Annotated in this window: 12 protein-coding genes; 4 read left to right on the forward strand and 8 right to left on the reverse strand. The window is 70.9% G+C overall.

Annotation, left to right across the window (positions count from 1 at the left end):
• Positions 1-19: 19 nt before the first annotated feature.
• Positions 20-871, reverse strand: coding sequence for a hypothetical protein (locus ACGRHY_RS00140; protein ID WP_394633322.1), 852 nt, complete (start codon positions 869-871; stop codon positions 20-22).
• Positions 868-2481: a serine/threonine-protein kinase gene (locus ACGRHY_RS00145; RefSeq protein ID WP_394633323.1), complete on the reverse strand. Its 1614-nt coding sequence runs from the start codon at positions 2479-2481 to the stop codon at positions 868-870. Before ACGRHY_RS00145 ends, ACGRHY_RS00140 begins: the two co-directional genes overlap by 4 nt.
• A 404-nt stretch (positions 2482-2885) precedes the next feature.
• Here ACGRHY_RS00145 and ACGRHY_RS00150 point away from each other — a divergent pair, with 404 nt between their 5' ends.
• A complete protein-coding gene (locus tag ACGRHY_RS00150; protein ID WP_394633324.1) occupies positions 2886-3941 on the forward strand; it encodes a ParB/RepB/Spo0J family partition protein in 1056 nt (351 codons plus the stop codon).
• Between the two features lie 436 nt (positions 3942-4377).
• On the opposite strand, the gene ACGRHY_RS00155 is transcribed toward ACGRHY_RS00150, so the two are convergent.
• The 6 genes from ACGRHY_RS00155 to ACGRHY_RS00180 are packed head-to-tail and all read right to left on the reverse strand — an operon-like array spanning position 4378 to position 12522.
• Positions 4378-5604 carry an ATP-grasp domain-containing protein gene (locus ACGRHY_RS00155; protein WP_394633325.1) on the reverse strand — a complete coding sequence of 409 codons (1227 nt, stop codon included), beginning with the start codon at positions 5602-5604 and terminating at the stop codon, positions 4378-4380.
• 39 nt (positions 5605-5643) lie between these two features.
• Entirely contained in the window at positions 5644-7260 is a 1617-nt protein-coding gene (locus ACGRHY_RS00160) for a class I tRNA ligase family protein (protein ID WP_394633326.1), read from the reverse strand.
• A gap of 9 nt (positions 7261-7269) precedes the next feature.
• Positions 7270-8376, reverse strand: a complete 1107-nt coding sequence (locus ACGRHY_RS00165) for an FAD-dependent oxidoreductase (protein WP_394633327.1) — start codon at positions 8374-8376, stop codon at positions 7270-7272.
• A complete protein-coding gene (locus ACGRHY_RS00170; protein WP_394633328.1) occupies positions 8377-8742 on the reverse strand; it encodes a cupin domain-containing protein in 366 nt (121 codons plus the stop codon).
• Positions 8739-9992, reverse strand: a complete 1254-nt coding sequence (locus ACGRHY_RS00175; protein WP_394633329.1) for a lysine N(6)-hydroxylase/L-ornithine N(5)-oxygenase family protein — start codon at positions 9990-9992, stop codon at positions 8739-8741. Before ACGRHY_RS00175 ends, ACGRHY_RS00170 begins: the two co-directional genes overlap by 4 nt.
• Complete coding sequence (locus ACGRHY_RS00180) at positions 9985-12522, reverse strand: ATP-grasp domain-containing protein (RefSeq protein WP_394633330.1); 2538 nt, start codon at positions 12520-12522, stop codon at positions 9985-9987. Before ACGRHY_RS00180 ends, ACGRHY_RS00175 begins: the two co-directional genes overlap by 8 nt.
• 672 nt (positions 12523-13194) lie before the next feature.
• Between ACGRHY_RS00180 and ACGRHY_RS00185 the strand changes: the two genes are divergently transcribed.
• The 3 genes from ACGRHY_RS00185 to ACGRHY_RS00195 all read left to right on the forward strand — a co-directional run bounded on the left by ACGRHY_RS00185 (position 13195) and on the right by ACGRHY_RS00195 (position 16022).
• Positions 13195-14022: a TauD/TfdA family dioxygenase gene (locus tag ACGRHY_RS00185; protein ID WP_394633331.1), complete on the forward strand. Its 828-nt coding sequence runs from the start codon at positions 13195-13197 to the stop codon at positions 14020-14022.
• Between the two features lie 83 nt (positions 14023-14105).
• Positions 14106-15053: a DMT family transporter gene (locus ACGRHY_RS00190; protein WP_394633332.1), complete on the forward strand. Its 948-nt coding sequence runs from the start codon at positions 14106-14108 to the stop codon at positions 15051-15053.
• A 78-nt stretch (positions 15054-15131) separates the two neighbouring features.
• Positions 15132-16022 (forward strand): alanyl-tRNA editing protein, encoded by an 891-nt coding sequence (locus tag ACGRHY_RS00195; RefSeq protein WP_394633333.1) that lies wholly within the window; start codon positions 15132-15134, stop codon positions 16020-16022.
• Positions 16023-16272: the final 250 nt, after the last annotated feature.

Raw genomic sequence — 16272 nt, forward strand, 5'->3', positions numbered from 1 at the left:
AAGGCCACATCCCGCATCCTCAGGGGCAGGCGTAGGTGAGGCGGGTGGTGACCGACCGGTGGGCCGGAGAGAAAATGCGCAGGTCCGCCCGCGCCGTATGGTGACCCTGCCCCTGGAAGGTCCACCGCAGGCGAAGACGCGCTTGGCGCTGGCCCCGGACCACCACTTCCCGCAGGACGCCCGAGGTGGTGCCGTCGCTTCGGATCCAGCGATAGGTGAGCGTTCCCGGACGGCCGTTCGTCGTGACGAGGCCGACGATGTCCGCGGTGTCGTCGCAGCCCAGAGCCACTGGCCGGGCTGAGACCGACACCTCGCGCACGGCGACGGGCGGCCCGAGGCGCTGCCAGGCGAGGAAGGCGAGGACGAGCAGTACCACCAGCGTCGGCAGAGCGTGTCTGCGCCATCGGCGGCGGGCCGCTGAGGGGGGCGGCTGCACAGCAGGGAGCGTCCGGTGGGTGCGGTGGGCGATGGCGGCGGTCACGCCTGGGCCGAAACGCAGCACGCCGCTTTCGATGCGATCGGCCACCAGCGTCGGATGGTTCTCTGTGGTGGGCGATTCCTTGAGGGTGGTGCCGTCCGGCCCGGGACGCTCGATCCAGTGGCTGGCCAGAATGGTCGCGCTGTATTCGGCATTGGCGGAGCGGGACTCGTCGCCCGAGGCGGGGCCGCCGGCGGGGGCATCCAGGCGGACGGTGGAGGCGCGCTCGCCAGTGGGTGCCGGCACCTTGGTGGATTGCTCCACAGGCGACAAGACCTCAGTGGTCTCACCCGCAGGCGGCGGTACTTGCGTGGCCTCACCGCCGGGTGACAGGACCTGGGTGGGCTCGCCGTCCTCGGCGGGCGTGGACGGGCGGTCGTTCTGAGCGGTCATCCGATCTCACACCGCCTGGTCAGAAGCTGCTGCGAGGCGCCGCCGCCGGTGGCGGGCGGGGTGGTCGTGGCCTGCACCGCCCAGTAACAGCCGCTGTTGCGGAAGGTGTGGTTCACGCTGATGGTGTGCTGGGTGGTGCCGCTGCGCGAGAAGGTCTGGGACGCACCGTCCGGCGCGCCGAGTTGTCCCGGAAGGTTGCCCGAGAACCACGAGACGGTGACGGAGACCGGCCCGGTTCCGTCCGTGGTGACGTCGATCGTCACCGTAGCGGTCGTTGGGCCTGTCTGCCGGAAGGAGGACACCGCGACGTCCTTGACCGTGGGAGCGGCGGGCGAGGCGGTGGAGGTGGTGGCCGTACCGCCGGGCGCCGTGGCGGTCGTGGCCGGTGCCGCCGTGGCGGTGGCCGCGGGGCCCGCTGTGCCCGAGGGCGACGGGCCCGGGGACGGGGACAGGTCGTCCGATGCGCTCGGCGATGCGGACGAGGACGGGGAGGGCGACGCGGTGGGTGACGTCGACTCCGCTCCGGGCCGGGCACGGGTGGTGGCCAGGGCTTGCGCAGCCTTCTGCGAAGCGGATCCCGGGGCGTGCTGGACACCGTAGGTCAGCAGGACACCGAGGAGCACGGCGGCGGTCGACACGAGCGTCCCGGGGCGGCCGGGCAGCCACGACCGCGCCCCGCCACGGCCTGGCCCGGGCCCCAGATCCGTGCGCGCGGTGTCCGTGGTGGTCCGGGGCTCGCTACGGGCTGAGGGCAGCAGCAGCGGTAGCAGGGCCACCATGGCGGCGAGCCGGCCGCGGCCCCGTTGCTCCCAATCGGGCCCGTAGGCGGTGCTTGCGGTCTCCTCCAGTTCTCTGACAAATGCCTCGGCCTCGGCCTGCCGTTCCCCGGGGTCCTTGGCCAGACCGCGGCGCACCAGCTCACGCACCGCCTCGGGCGCCTCTTCGGCGGGGACGGGCGCGTCGACGTGCCGCAGCGCGAGTTCGGCGAGGTTGTCTCCCGCGTACGGCTTGTGGCCGGTCAGGCACTCGAAGAAAGTGGCCGTGGCCGCGTACACGTCGGCGGAGGGAGAGGCGGGTGAGCCGGTCCACTGCTCCGGGGCCATGTAGGACGGCGTACCCGCCACACCGGCGCTGGTGCCCGCGTCGACCGCGATCCCGAAGTCGACGAGCTTGGACGACCCGTCCGGCGTGACCAGGACGTTCTCCGGCTTGTAGTCGCGGTGGACGACGCCGACGCGGTGCGCGTCGGCCAGGCCGAGCAACGATCCCTTGAGCACGACGAGCGCGGCCTCGGGGCCGATCGGCCCCTGATCGCGCAGCAGGGCCCGCAACGGGACGCCGTCCACCAGCTCCATCACTATGGCGGCGCCGTCTGTGCTCTCGACGTACTCGTACAACTCCGTGACGTGCGGGCTCCGGAGGCCGCCGAGCAGCCGCGCCTCCGCCCGGAAATCGTGCACAAAGTCCGGACGGGTGTGAAGTGATTCGCTGAGGTACTTCACCGCGACCGGAACTCCGGTCTCCTCGTGCACGGCCAGGACGACCCGGCCGCTCGCCCCCGACCCGAGTTCCAGTGAATCGCTGTACCCGGGTACCGCCCATGTGTTCATCGCATACCTCCAGGACGCCGTGCCGCCGGAGCCTCACCCACGTCCGGACGGCCAGGCCATGTGTGGGAAGACGCATGTTCGGCCACTGTGGTTGCGATGTGCCATCCTCCGGGTTCCCCCGCGGGCGGGGCAGGTCCGTCAAACGGACACCCTGCGCCACTGACACGGCAGCTGTAGTTCTGGTGTCTGCGCTGGTCAGCTGCTTGCAGGGGCTGGGTGAGGGCATGGGGACGGCCACCGTGATCATGAACGCGTTTGTGAGAGTGCGGGATGTGACCTTCCGTCCGGCTTGTCATCGCTCGATGGTGTGACCGCTCACCTCCGCTCGCGCGGAGAGGACGGTCGTCGGTACCCCCGACTACGTCGCCTCCGAGTCCTCTCCGCGCGAGCGGAGGTGAGCCGAGATGGCCGACAGCCTCACCGGGCGAGGCGTCATCCAACCCCTCACCGTCGTCACCCGCCAGGCCTTCCTCGAAGCCCACCCCGACCACGACGATGCCCTCGGCCCTGCCGAGTACGTCGTCGTCGACGGCAACCGCCGCCTCGAGGGCGCCAAACTCGCCGGCCTCGATGACGTCCCCGTCCACATCGACGACGCCCTCGCCGAGAACGCCGACACTCTCCTGGAAACCGCCCTCACCGCGGCCGTCCAGCACGAGAACCTCGACCCGCTCGATGAAGCCAAAGCACTCCAGCGCCTGATCGAAGTCCACGACTCCCAGCGCGCCGTCGCCAGAGCCCTCGGCAAATCCAGCGGTTGGGTCACCCAGCGCCTGGCCCTTCTGAAGCACACCCTCGGCTTACAGAAGGCCGTCGAAGACAAGAGCCTCCCGGTCGAGGTCGCCCGCCGCGTCGGGCAGCTCCCCGAGCAACAGCAGCACGACGCCGCCCAGGAAGCCCTCACAGAGCGCACGGAGAACAAGAAGCGCCGACGACAGCTCTCTCGTGGTGCTTACGCCGTAAGCACCACCTCCCCCGCGCCAGGTTCGAGCGAGGGGGCGAAGCCGGACACCATCACGGACGCGTCCGTCTCGCCCCCGCCGGTACAGGAGAAAGACCTGCCGGCTCTGGCAGAGGATCTCCGCAGCCCGCCAGTAACCCCAACCACCCTGGTTACACCGGCTCGTTTGACAGACCCTCTGATTCCCCGTCACAGCTCCCCCAACTCCCGCAGTGCGGTGGTGTCCGGGGGAGGTTTCTCCGGTCAGTGGTTGGGGATCCGGCCTGGGTTGATCAGTTTGGTGTGTGGCTGTGGTCAGGCTGTGCTGGTGCCTCGGTGTCCGTGGGTGCTGGCTTCGGGGTGGGGCTCAGATCGGTACGGCCACCGCGTTCGCCCCCTGATCGCGACCAGCACGCCGGAGGGCCGGCCCGCCGTACTGTGGTGGATTCCCGCGGAGGTGAGCGTGGCAGCCGCCGCCCTGGTCCGTACGGTGCCGGCCGCAGAAGGACGAGGAGGCTGACGCGCCGGACGGCGGGGACGGCGCTCCGAGCCGCGCCGCGGAACGACGGTCTGAACCGTACCTCTGTCGTCTTCCTCGCGGCCCTGTAGGGGGCTGCCGGTCTCCGGGCCCGGCACGACTGCCGCCTCTTTGCCGATGGGATGGCTCCACGGACGGCAGGCGCGGGCACCCCGTCGCAGCGGCGGGTTCCACGGGACGCTCGCGCCGGAGGGTCGCGCCGGGCGACTCGGCGAAGGTGTTGCCCGCCCTCCTCCCGCGGTTCCCGTGGGCTGCGCACGCCCGGCCAGGCCCTCGAAGGCGTGGTCCCCGGTCAGGCGGAGACCACGCGGCCGCGGCCTCCTTGGGACCGGGCGAGCAGGCCTTCATCGCTGTAGAAGACCCCCGGCCCGGCCCCTGGCCGGTCTGGGACCGGAGGTGTCCGGCACCGTGGGAAACCTCAGGTCGCCGGCTCCGCCTCGTAGGTGTACTCGGCCATGACGCGACGCACCGCCGCCCGGACGTTCCGCTCGTCCGGGCCGGTCAGCCGGAACCGGCCGGGAACGTGGAAGTAGCCTCCGGTCCCGTCGAACACCTCGCCGACAGCGGGCAGCACCTCCGCGTACACCTGGGGCACCACGGGCGCCATCGAGGTGCACGACACGATCCGGCTCGGCAACCGAGCGGGCTCCGGGAACACGACCCACCCGACGGTGGCGGAGTCGGGGAAACGGCTCCCCTCGGTTTCGAGCGGCATGCCGACCGAACTGCGGAAGGTCTCGGTCGCCAGGTCGATGCCGTAGAAGTCGCGGTGCACGAAGGGTACTTCCGCGCCGCCGGGACGCAGTCCCACCTCCAGGAAGAGGAGCTCTCCGGTGGGGCGGCGGATCGCCTCCAAGTGGAAGCAGCCGTCCTTCAGCCCCAGCGTGGTGACGCACTCGACCGCGAAGTCGGCAATGCGCGTGCGCAGCGGTCCGGGATCGAGGACGACCGACCCGAGTGGCATTCCCCTGGCGAAGTCCAACGGGGTGTTGGCGTAGCCGGAGACGCTCACGAAGTGCCTCTGTCCTCCGGAGAGCACCCCGTCCGCGTGGTAGATCTCGTCGGAGACGTACTCCTCGCACTCGTGGGAGTCCGGTTCGGTCAGTGCGGCCAGTTCGGCCGCCAGGCCCTCGCGGTCGTGGATGACGCGTACCCCGGCGGACCCCGCCCCGGAGCGCGGTTTGAGGACGACGGGCAGCCCGACCGCCGCCTCCACCTCGGCGACCGGGGAACCGGGACCAACCGGTGCGAACCGGGGTACCGGAACACCGGCCGCGGACAGACGCCGCTTCATCTCGACCTTGTCCTTGAAGCCCCGCACCAGGTCGTGCGACGGTCCGGGGACCCCCAGGGAGTCCCGGATCATGGCGGCGGTCAGCACGTCGTACTCCGAGAGTCCGGCCACTCCGTCGAACGCCCCGTGCAGCCCGGCCAGCTCCCGCGCCGCCTGGAGAACGGCCTCGACCGTCAGGGACGGCACCACCGCGACCCGCCCCGGATCGTTCGCCCCCAGTGCGGCCACACAGTCGGACAGGGTGACGTAGGAAAGGTCGCACGTGTGCCCGGCGCAGTGACGGGCGTAGTCGGCGTCCTCGTCGTCGTAGCGGTTGATCACCAGGTAGTGCGCGCGGTCAGCAGGGGGCATGTGTGCTCTTTCGTCAACTTCTCGTTCGGCGTTCCCCGCTCAGCGGAGCGAGGCGGGCAGGCAGGGGGCGAAATCGGCTTCGGAGACGAAGTGGAACCACCGCGCGTACGCGTCGGGCGACGGTGGTGTCGTGTCGGCGAAGTCCGCGGTGCGCGGTTCGCCGTGGGCACCCAGGCGGTGCCACAGGTCGGTGCAGTAATCCGGTGTCAGGGGGTAGCCGAGCAGGGCGACGCCCTTCAGCCACCAGTAGTGCCAGTCGGGGGTGCCACCGCCGTCGGCAAAGGCATCGATCCACGAGTCGAACACCGCGCAGGTCTCGGCCAGATGGACGGTCGGCCCGTCCAGCGCGCGCTCCATCCGTTCCAGCCGGTTGTTCAGCGCGGTCAGTACACGCCCGGGGAGAGGGCCGGGTACCTCGGGCCGGGACTTCCACGCCGCCTCGACCCGGCTCTCCAGCTCCCCGGCAAGCCGGCCATTGACATGGGCGAGGAACTCCCTGACCACGAAGTCGGTCTGTCGTGTCTCAGGGTTGTTCATGGCGAGGTAGTGGCGCGTGGCGTCCGCCGGCAGCCCGGGCACACGGGCGACGGTCGAGGCGCGGATCGCGTGCTTCCTGCTGGTGGAGAACTTCTCGCCCTCCAGCCGATAGAACTCGTTGACCAGACATCGGTCGTACGGCCTGGTGTCCCCGTGCACGGGGGCGACGGCGTTGATGCACAGCACGGTCGGCACGATGTTGTCGCTGCCGATGCTGGTCACGGTCACCACGTCCGACACCGGGGAGAAGGAGTTGACATCGGCTCCGATCCGCCGCCGGTGCAGCTCTCCCAGGAGCCGCGCGAACATGAAGCACCCGGCGTACGAGAACAGCGAAGCCGGGACGGGGCCGTGGCCCGGCTGTCCGGGCAGCGGCATGCCCCAGCGCTCGGGCACGGACAGCCGGAAGCCGCCACCGCACCGGCGCACCAGCGCACGGACCGTGTCACGGTAGCGCTCCGCGAGATCCAGCCGGTCGAACTCGGTCTCCAGATCGGCGGGCGTCACGGCGCGGACGAAGAGGGAATCGACGTCCCGCCACTCCCAGTGCTCCTCGTCCCCGGCGAACCGGGCCCGGGGATCGGTGATCTCCTCGGGACGGAAATGAGCGCCGCACTCCTCGCAGAAGTAGCCGGCCGCCTCGGCCCCGCAGTCGGGGCAGCCGCCCAGGAGCAGGGGCCCGATGACGAACCGGCCGCCGCCCGGGTCGTAGGGCATGCGCTCGGTGCGGGTGACGACCGCGCCCCGCTCCCGCAGGCGGCGCAGGCAGGAGTCGATCTCCTCGCGGAACCCGGTGTGCCAGGGTTCTTCCACGGGATTGACGAAGGTGTCGATCCCGATGCGTAACGCCTCCAGGTCCGTACGTATCTCGCGGTGGTAGTGGGAGACGACCGTCATCGGGTCGGTTCCGCTCATCCTGGCCTTCATCGCCACCCACGGTTCGTAGGCGTCGGTCCCGGTCATCACGGCCGGCACGTCGCCGCGCATGCGCAGGAAGCGGGCCAGCACGTCTGTGCGAAGGAAGGGGCCCGCGATGTGCCCGAGGTGGAGCGGCCCGTTGGGGGTCGGTTCCGAGGGAGCCAGCAGGTAGTGCCGGGCCGCTCGTCTGGTGGAGATCATGCGGGTCTCCTAACGGAAGTCGAGGAGGTCGAGGGCGCGGTCGGCGATGGCCGGGGCGAGCCGGAAGCCGGAGCCTGCCCCGCCGGTCGCCAGGACCGCGTCGTTCCGGCCGTCCAGGGGGACCGTGAGCGGACTGAAGCCGGGTGCGTAGACGTCCGCTCCCACCCGGCTGCCGACGATGTCTCCGCGGAAGCCCGGCAGGTGGTCGCCGCGGACGGCGTCCAACTCGGCCCGGTCCGGGCCGGCGGCGTACAGCTCGGTGCGGCCGGGGGGACAGTCCCAGTGGGTGCTGGTGATGCTGCACCACCAGTCCGTCCCGTCCCCTCCGGCGGCGGGCAGCAGGAAGGCGTCCGGCTCGTCGACGACCAGCAGCGGCCGCGGCCCGGCCGGTTCCGTGCCGCGACCGGGCGGCACGGCCCGCAGCCGGTAGGCGACGATCTTCTTGGTGCGGGCCCCGTGCCGCCGGGCGGCCCCCGCGAACGGCCCGTGCAGCGCCCAGGCTCCCGGCGCCGCCAGCACCTTGCGGGCCCGCAGCTCACCGCCGTCCTCTGCCACGAGGCGCCACCCGTCGGAACAGGGCAGGACGGCTCGTACGGTGAAACCCTCAACCAGGGCGTTGCCCGGGCGCCCGGTCAGCGGGGCCAGTAGCTGCCGCACCACGGCGGCCGGCTCCACCACCCGGGCGGGAGCCGAGCGCAGCAGCATCGTGCCCGGGGCTGCCGGCAGCAGGCCGAACGGCTCCGCCAGAAGCGCGTTCTCCCCGGGGTCGCAAGGCGTCAGCCGGTCGCCGACCAGTTGCTCGTCGGCGGCGGCGACCCCGTCCTCGGGGACCAACCAGTACGTCGGAACCCGCCGGCCGCGCAGTGCCGGGGCGATCGGCTCCAGCAGCGTCAACAACCGGAGGCTCCTGACGGCCAGAGAACGCTGCTCGGCCGTCCGGCCCGAGAGGATGTCGACGGCGAGCGAGAGGCCGGTCGAGCCGTCGTGCACCGTGCCGGAGCAGACCGCCAGCAGGGACGCGTCCGGACGTCTCGCCGCGGCCAGGGCGACCGCCGCGGCCCCGATGATCCCCGTGCCGACCACAGCCAGGTCGTGGATTCGTCCGGCGGCGCCCATCTACGGCTGCCACCACAGTGACACGACGGTCAGCTCCTCCTGGTCGGCGTGGAGCTGGTGCACCTCGCCACCGGGCAGGGCGACCAGCGCGCCGGGGCCGACGGGGTGCTCGCGATCGCCGCAGCGGACCCGGCCGTGCCCGCTCTGCACCAGCCACATCTCGTGCGAGTGGTGGCTGTCGGGCGGTGTGACCGCTCCGGCGGGGACGGTGAACACGGCCAGGTTCACCGGCAGCCGTCCGACGGCCGTGAGGACTTCGGCGGCGTCCAGGTCGGCGTCGCGGCTCGAGGTGCCGGTCTCGTCGGTGTCGGGGGGCAGGAAGCGCAGCAGCACGGAACGTCCGGACGGGGTGGGCTGGACTGTCACGGGCTCACGCTTCCCTTCGGGCGGATGCCGGTTGCGTCACGGATGCTGTCGAGGATCACCTTGCTGCGCCAGGCCACCAGACTGAGGTTGGGGTCGGCGACGCCGAACGCGTGTCTGGCGCCGTTCTGAAGGTAGATGCGATGTCCGTCGGGCCCGTCCCACTCCGCGGAGAAGTCCTCGCGGACCACGGGTGCTCCTTCGGCCATGCACAGCCGCAGGGCCAGCGGGGCGGTGCACGCTGCCGGGCGCTGTTCGTATCCGGTGGCCAGTACCACGGCGTCGGCGTCCAGCAGGGCCCCCGAATCCACCGATTTGAGGGTCAACCGGTAGCCGTCGTCCGCGGCGGCGGCCCCGACCACCTCGTGGCCCGGCAGCAGGTCGATGAAACCGGTTCTGCCCTCCACGTGGGTGGCGAGGTAGATCCGCTGGTAGATCTCGGCGAGCAGTGATTCGCTGATGCCGTCGGAGGTGTGCTTGCGCTCCCGCAGCAGTACCGCGCGTTCGGCGGGCGAGCGGCTGAAGAACTCGCGCGCCGCCTCCGGGCGGTACAGGTGGTTGGCGAAGGCCGACTCGTCCAGTGGGACGAAACCCGGTCTGCGGCTCACCCAGGTGATGCGTTCCGCGGTACCGGCGGCCAGCAGGTGGCGGACGATCTCGGCACCGCTCTGGCCTCCGCCGACCACAGCCACCCGCCGCCCCGGCAGGACCGCCTCGTGCCGCAGGAAGTTCTCGGCGTGGAAGACGCGCTCCCCCAGGTGCTCGCGGAACACGGCGGGGACGACCGGTGTGCCGCCGGTGCCCAGCACCAGGTGCCGTCCCCGGAAGGCGCCGTGGTCGGTGAGCGCCTCGAAGTGGTCGCCGCGGAAGTGCACCTCGCGCACCTCGTGGCCGAACCGGACGGTCGGCAGGCGCCGCGCCGCCCAGGCGAGGTACTCGCTGTACTCCGCCCGGTGCACCGCGGGGAACCGGGCGCTGAGGAAGTCGTAGAACCGCCCGGTGGAGACCAGGAACGACGGGAAGGAGTAGTCGCTGGTGGGGTCCACGGGCGTGACGAGGTCCTTCAACGGCGATATCTGGATCACCGCCCCGGGAAGCAGTAGACCGGGGTGCCAGGCGAACTCCCGGCGCCGCTCCAGGTGGATCCCGCGCAGTCCGGGCACCGCCTCGGCCTGCGCGGCCAGGCTGAGGTTGGCCGGCCCGACGCCGATCGCCACGTAGTCCGCCACATCAGGGTCCGGTGTCTCAGGCATGTGTGCCCCCCGCAGGGTTGATACGTAAGGTCTCGTCGATGCGTCGCCGCAGCTCTGCCGCGGCCTCGTGCGATTCGGCGGTGAAGACGGCCCAGCCGATCCGGCAGCGGAAGTCCGTCGGCGGATGGATCGGGTCGCCGGGTGCGAGGTCGATCCGGGCCCGGCGGACTCCGGAGAGCGCCAGGACGTCGGCCAGTCCGGCAGCGCCGGTGAACCGGTCGGCGCCGGGCGCGGTGAAGAAGTGGACGCCCGCCACCGGCGCCGCCGGGGCGAGGGTCCCGGCCGCCTCCGGAGGCTCGCCCAGCAGAGCGGCGAGCCACACCCGGGCCAGGTCGACACCCCGGGCCAGCTTCACCAGGTCGGTGATCCGGTCCCCGCCCATCCGGGCCCCGATCTCGACCAGTACCGGCCCGTGCGCGGTGATCCGCACCTCGCAGTGGAACGGTCCGACGGTCAGGCCGACGGCGCGGACCACATCCTCGACGTAGACGCCGATCTCCTCCTCCAGCCCGGTCGGCAACGGGGCGGGTACGGTGTGCCCCAGCTCGGCGAAGTGAGGTTCCGGGCCGAGGATCTTCTCGGTGACGGCCACCACCGTCGTCCGTCCGTCGAGCACGTACCCCTCGACGCTGTACTCAGGACCCGCCAGGTACTCCTCGACCAGTGCCCGCTCTCCCATCGGACGGCCAAGGTCGATGAAGGGGTCACCGCTCAGCTTCCGGTAGGCCGCGGCGAGTTCGGCCGGATTGTGGACGAGTGTCACATGGAGGCTGCCGGACTGGTCGACAGGCTTGAGCACGCACGGGAACCCGACGTGCTCGCCGGCCTTCGGCAGTTGCTCCACGTCCGTCACCTCGGTGAACCGCGGGCAGCGCAGCCCGGCCGCGGCGACCGCCTCGCGCATCCGCGTCTTGTCCCGTACCCGGTCCACCATCGTCACGTCGAGGCCACGCAGGCCGAGGGCCGCGGCGACCCGCGCGGCTGTCGGCACGTACACGTCGCAACCGGGGAAGACCGCCGACACCGGACTGCGCGCGTGCAGTTCGCGTACCGCCGACAACAACGCCGCGGAGTCGTTGGTCTCCACGGTCACCAATTCCTCGATCCGGTCGCGCAGTTCTTCCGGAATGGTCCGGTCCGCCGTGTCGGCGCTGGCGATGACGACCGAGTGGCCCTGGCGGAGCGCCTCCTGAGCCAACAGCGCGCCTCCGGAGACTGCTTCGATCACCAGGACGCGTGGTGGGGGCGCGGGCGGGGGCGTGAGTGGTTCGGGCATTTCGAGCACGGGTGGCGTTTCCTTCCGGAGAGGTTCCACAGTGACGGCGCCGCCCCGGACCGGGCCGGGTTCCGTCCCGCCGGCCATCGGGGAGGCGAGGGCGGGGCGCCGGGAGGCCCTCGCAAGTGACGGCGACAGCACCGACATGAGCAGCAGCGCTCCGACGGCCGCGGCCTGCAGCACGAGACTCGGACTCGCGTGCTGTCCGAGCACTGCCAGGGTGGCGCCGGCCAGTGGGACGGGGACGACGGCCAGCAGGGCGAAGACGGTGACCGTGCTGCCGAAGACCTCCGCCGGCACCCGCTCGGCCCTGCTGGTGCGCATGTACACGCTGAAGAGCGAGTCGAGGGCGAGGAACGCCCCGAGACAGGCTCCGAAGAGGGTCATGGTGGGCGCGAGGGTCAGCGCCAGGCAGGTCACGCCTGAGGCCAGCGCCGTACCGATGCCGTACCGCCCCAGCCCGAAGCGCCTGATCAGGTACGGCGCGGCTCCGACCACCACGACGGAGACGACGCCCGCGGCGGAGTAGACGAAACTCAGTCCGCTGGCGGAGACTCCGAAGGCCGTCGAGACCAGTTCCGCGGCGCTGCCGGTGACGAGGCCGAGCAGGTAGTTCAGCAGCATGGTCAGAACCACCACCGACCGCAGCAACGGGTCGCCGAGGCTGTGCCGCACGCCCGATAACAGCCGAATCCGTCCGCCGGTGGTGCGCACGGTGGGCAGGGCACGGTCGAGCAGCAGGCCGGCGGCGTAGCCCGCGCTCGCGGCGAGGACGAACGCCACGGGCGGCGCGAGTAGCAGCAGGCCGCCGAGCGCCGGGGCGGCGATGATCGCGGCCTGTTCCAGCGCGGTGAGTGCGGACTGGACCCCGGCCGCCCGCTCCGGTGCGGCGAGCAGCTTGCCGGCCTTCTCCCCGGCCACGAACGTCGGCTCGAACAGCACGCCCGAGACCACGGCGAAGGTCAGGACGGCGGGCAGCCCCAGCTCCGGCCGGGCCACGATCGCCAGCGAGCAGGCCGCACCGACTCCCAGCCGTACCGAGTCGCAGAGCATGAAGACGTGCCTGATGGACAGCCTGTCCAGCAGGGGACCGGCCCCGGCGAGCGAGACCAGCCGCGGGGTCCACAGCAGAGCGACCGCCGTTCCGGACCAGCTCACGTCGCCGGTCATGCGGTAGCAGAGCAGAGGGGTGCCGAACAGCAGCAGGTTGTCGGCCAGCCAACCGACGGTGCGCAGGCTCAGGTACAGGATCACGTCCTGCGCGCCTTAGGTGCCCGGCCCCACCCGCCGACTGGCTTGTGTGCGGCGACCGACGAAGGGCGTGAGCGGGGTAACACCGCCTCGATGTCGTCGTCTCCCACGCCCGAACCGGAGGACGGCACAGCCCTCCCGCTCTCCGCCGAGTCCCTTGTACCGATATGCCTGCCCTCGGCCATACCGCTCCTGAAGTCCGGTGAATCGGATTTCTGCACAGCGCCCCCCGGGCAGCCGCGCAGCACGCTACCATTTCGGCCGCATCACGGGAGTGTTTCTCGCCAAGGGGCGATATCGGGATGCCGTTCCTTGACAGACCTGCCGAGGTTCAATGAACATGGGTTCGCCCGGAGGGGAGTCGGGCTTTCCCTTGCCTTCCTTCCGGACTCTTGGTTCGCCTGCCGGCCGAACTTCTGGCCTTGATTCCCGTATATCGCGCCAACCACAGGGGCGACGGACCAAAACAGCATCAGCGATTTTGCCCTATTGCATTTCGCGTCGCCGTCCACATCGCACTCACCTCACAGGGGACATGTAGTGAGCCGCTATACACTTGACAGTAACGAAAAGTTACATGTAAGGGACCTGGGTCAAAAATTCCTGCTGAACTCCCACCCTTGGGACGCGGTTCGCTCCACGGAGGAGTTACGTCGCGAAGCCGAGGAATTGCCCGTGGGGCTGCGCCGTTTCATGGCCGGGGCCCGGGTGAAGGAGGAGCCCCTGATCACAGTGGCCAACCTCCCGGTCGCGGAGGACCTTCCTCCAACCCCCGAGTCCTGGCAGGAGGCCCACCGGAACGAGGCCGGCCTGCTGGAGGAGGTCGTCCTGCTGCTGTGCGCCTCGCTCCTCGGAGACCCGTTCGGCTGGACCGGAAGCCAGGGCGGCCGGCTGGTGCACGACGTCTGCCCCTCCCGCAGCATGGAGGAGTCGCTCACCAACGCCAGCAGCCGGGCCGCACTGAACCTGCACACGGAGGATGTGTTCCACCCCTGCCGCGGCGACTACGTCTCGCTTTTCTGCCTGCGGAATCCCGACCGGGTGGGCACGACGATCTCACGCATCACCGCCTCCGACAACCTGCGGGGACTGACCGCCCTGTGGGACGACCGTTTCCGTTTCTTCCCGGACGACGCCCACTTCGCCGACTCCACCGAAGCCGACCTGACCGGGCGGCAATCCGAGTGGGGATCCGTGCTCTTCGGCCCCAGGAACGAACCCTATCTGCGCATCGATCCGGACTTCACCCGGCCCGAACCCGGCGACGACCAGGCAGAGCAATCCCTGCGTGAATGCGAAGCCCACCTCGCCGACGCGGCCGAGCGGGTAGTGCTGGAACCCGGTGAGGCGGTCTTCGTCGACAACTACCGGGTCGTGCACGGCAGGGAGACGTTCACTCCCCGCTACGACGGCACCGATCGCTGGCTGAAACGCACCAACCTGGCACGCGACATTCGGCGTGCCTACATCCACCAGCGCTCCCGCTCCCGGGTACTGAGCTGACGTCCTCGCCCCCGCACCCCGACCACCGGCGGCAGACGCCGGAGCATGCCCGAAGGGCCCCGGCCGAAAAGGAGAGTTCACCCGTGACGCCCTCTCACGACGTCACCGCAAGCCGCCGCCGGGGAACTGCTCCGGCTCTGCTGCTGATGGTCGCCGTCGCAGCGGTGTGGGGGTCCACTTTCGTCGTGATCCAGGACGCGGTCGACCGGATGCCCGCGAGCGGCTTCAACACCGCACGTTTCGCAGTGGCCGCCCTGGTGCTCGTCGCGCTCAGACCGCGGTCCTTGCTCGCCCTGGACCGAGGCGGCGTCCTACGGGGGGTTTTACTGGGCGCCGCCCTGGCCGCGACATATCTGCTCCAGGCGTACGGCTTGCAGCACACCTCGTCGACCGTGTCCGCCTTCATCACCGGCATGTTCGTCGTCTTCACCCCGCTGATCAGCGCCGTGGTGCTGCGCAAACGGCTGGCAGCCACCACATGGGCGGGCACGGGGCTGGCCGTGGTGGGCCTGGCCCTGCTGACCCTGCGCGGCTTTGCCATTGGCTACGGTGAGGTACTGACCCTTCTCTGCGCCTTCTGCCTGGCCCTGCAGATCGTCGGCACCGGCGAGTGGGTGACCGGTCGCGACCCGTACGCCCTCGTCGTCGTCCAACTGCTCACGGTGACGGTGCTGTGCGGAGCCGCCTCGGTGCCGGACGGGTTTCGCGTGGTCCCCCCGGACGCCTCCGCATGGTTCGGCGTCCTGATGACGGGAGTGCTGGCGACCGCGGTCGCCATCGTCGTCCAGACCTGGGCTCAGACCCGGATCAGCGCGGTCCGGGTGGCCGTGGTGATGACCATGGAGCCGGTGTTCGCCGCCCTGATCGGGCGGCTGGTCGGCGACCGCCTGACCCTGGCCCAGATGGCGGGCGCGGCAATGGTCCTGATCGCGATGTACGTGGTCGAACTCGGCTCGGTGAGCCGCGACCGGCCCCGGCAGCGCCGGCAGGAGAAAATGCCCGTCGACCTCTCCTCCGCCGGCGGGGCGTGAGCGGTACGTGCCCTGTGACCACGAAGCCCCCGCCGCCACGGCGGGCCGTACCCTTCACAAGGAGACACTGACCCACCGATGACCGGAATCGCCACCCGGATCCCACCCACCGAAGTGCTCTTCCCGGAGGGAACCCTCCGCGCGAAGACCCGGATCCAACGGGTCGAACACGACGCCGAGGGCAGGCTGCTGCTCGTCACGGACCGCACACCGTTTCATCCTCTGGATCACACCTGGCCCGACCAGCCTGCCGACCGGGGGACCGCGGTCTCCGGCGGCACGTGCCACACCGTGGTCGACGCCGTCACCGGGGCCGTCGGCCCCGGGCCCGACGGCCTCCTCACCGGAGGGGACATCCCGGTACGCCGGGGAGACCCGGACTGGTCGTTCGTGGTCGTCCATGTACTCGGCCGGCCGGAGGGCGGCACAGCGCCACCGGCCGTCGGGCAGGAGATCGACCTGACCGTGGACGGGGAGTACCGGGCCGGCCTCAGCGCCGGGCACTCCGCATGCCACCTTGTCTCCCTCGCCTTGAACGGGCAGGTGGCGGATCTGTGGTCGAAGAAACCGCCGCGCCTGGACTGCCTGGGCAACCCCGACTTCGACCAGACGGCGATCACGGAGTCCCGGATCCTGCCCTACGGCAGCGTCGACAGGTACCGACTCGGCAAGTCGCTGCGCAAGGCCGGGTTCGCCGCCGCCGTCCTGGCGGAACGGCTCGCCGAGCTCCAGGACGCCGTGAACGGGCAGGTGGCCGCCTGGGTCGCGGACGGGGGCGCGGCGCGCATCGACCGCGAGGAGTTCCACCTGTCCGCCCGCCGTTGGTGGACATGCGATCTGCCGAGCGGCCGGGCGCGCATCCCGTGCGGCGGCACCCACGTCGCTTCGACGGCCGAGCTGGGGTCCGTAACCGTCACCCTCGAACTGTCTCCGGGCGATCTGACCGTAAGGACCCGAGTGGTTCCCTGAGGTCGGGTTCACCGCCGGCGCCACGCTCCTCCTCCGCCCCGCCCGCCGCGGGCAGCACCCGGACTGCCCGCGGCCGAGGCGGTATACGGACTGGTCAGCGCCCCGATTCGGCTTCGCAGCCGGTTCAGTCGGCCCGCGGCCTCACCACCCGGCGAGGCGAATCGAGCATCACCTGTGCCATGTTGTGGGCACATCCGAGGCCGGGACTGCAGGAGGTGCAGCTGCCGGGCGGGCACGGTCGCGCGGACGT

It is taken from the genome of Streptomyces shinuiensis (assembly GCF_043660855.1).
Lineage (GTDB): Bacteria > Actinomycetota > Actinomycetes > Streptomycetales > Streptomycetaceae > Streptomyces.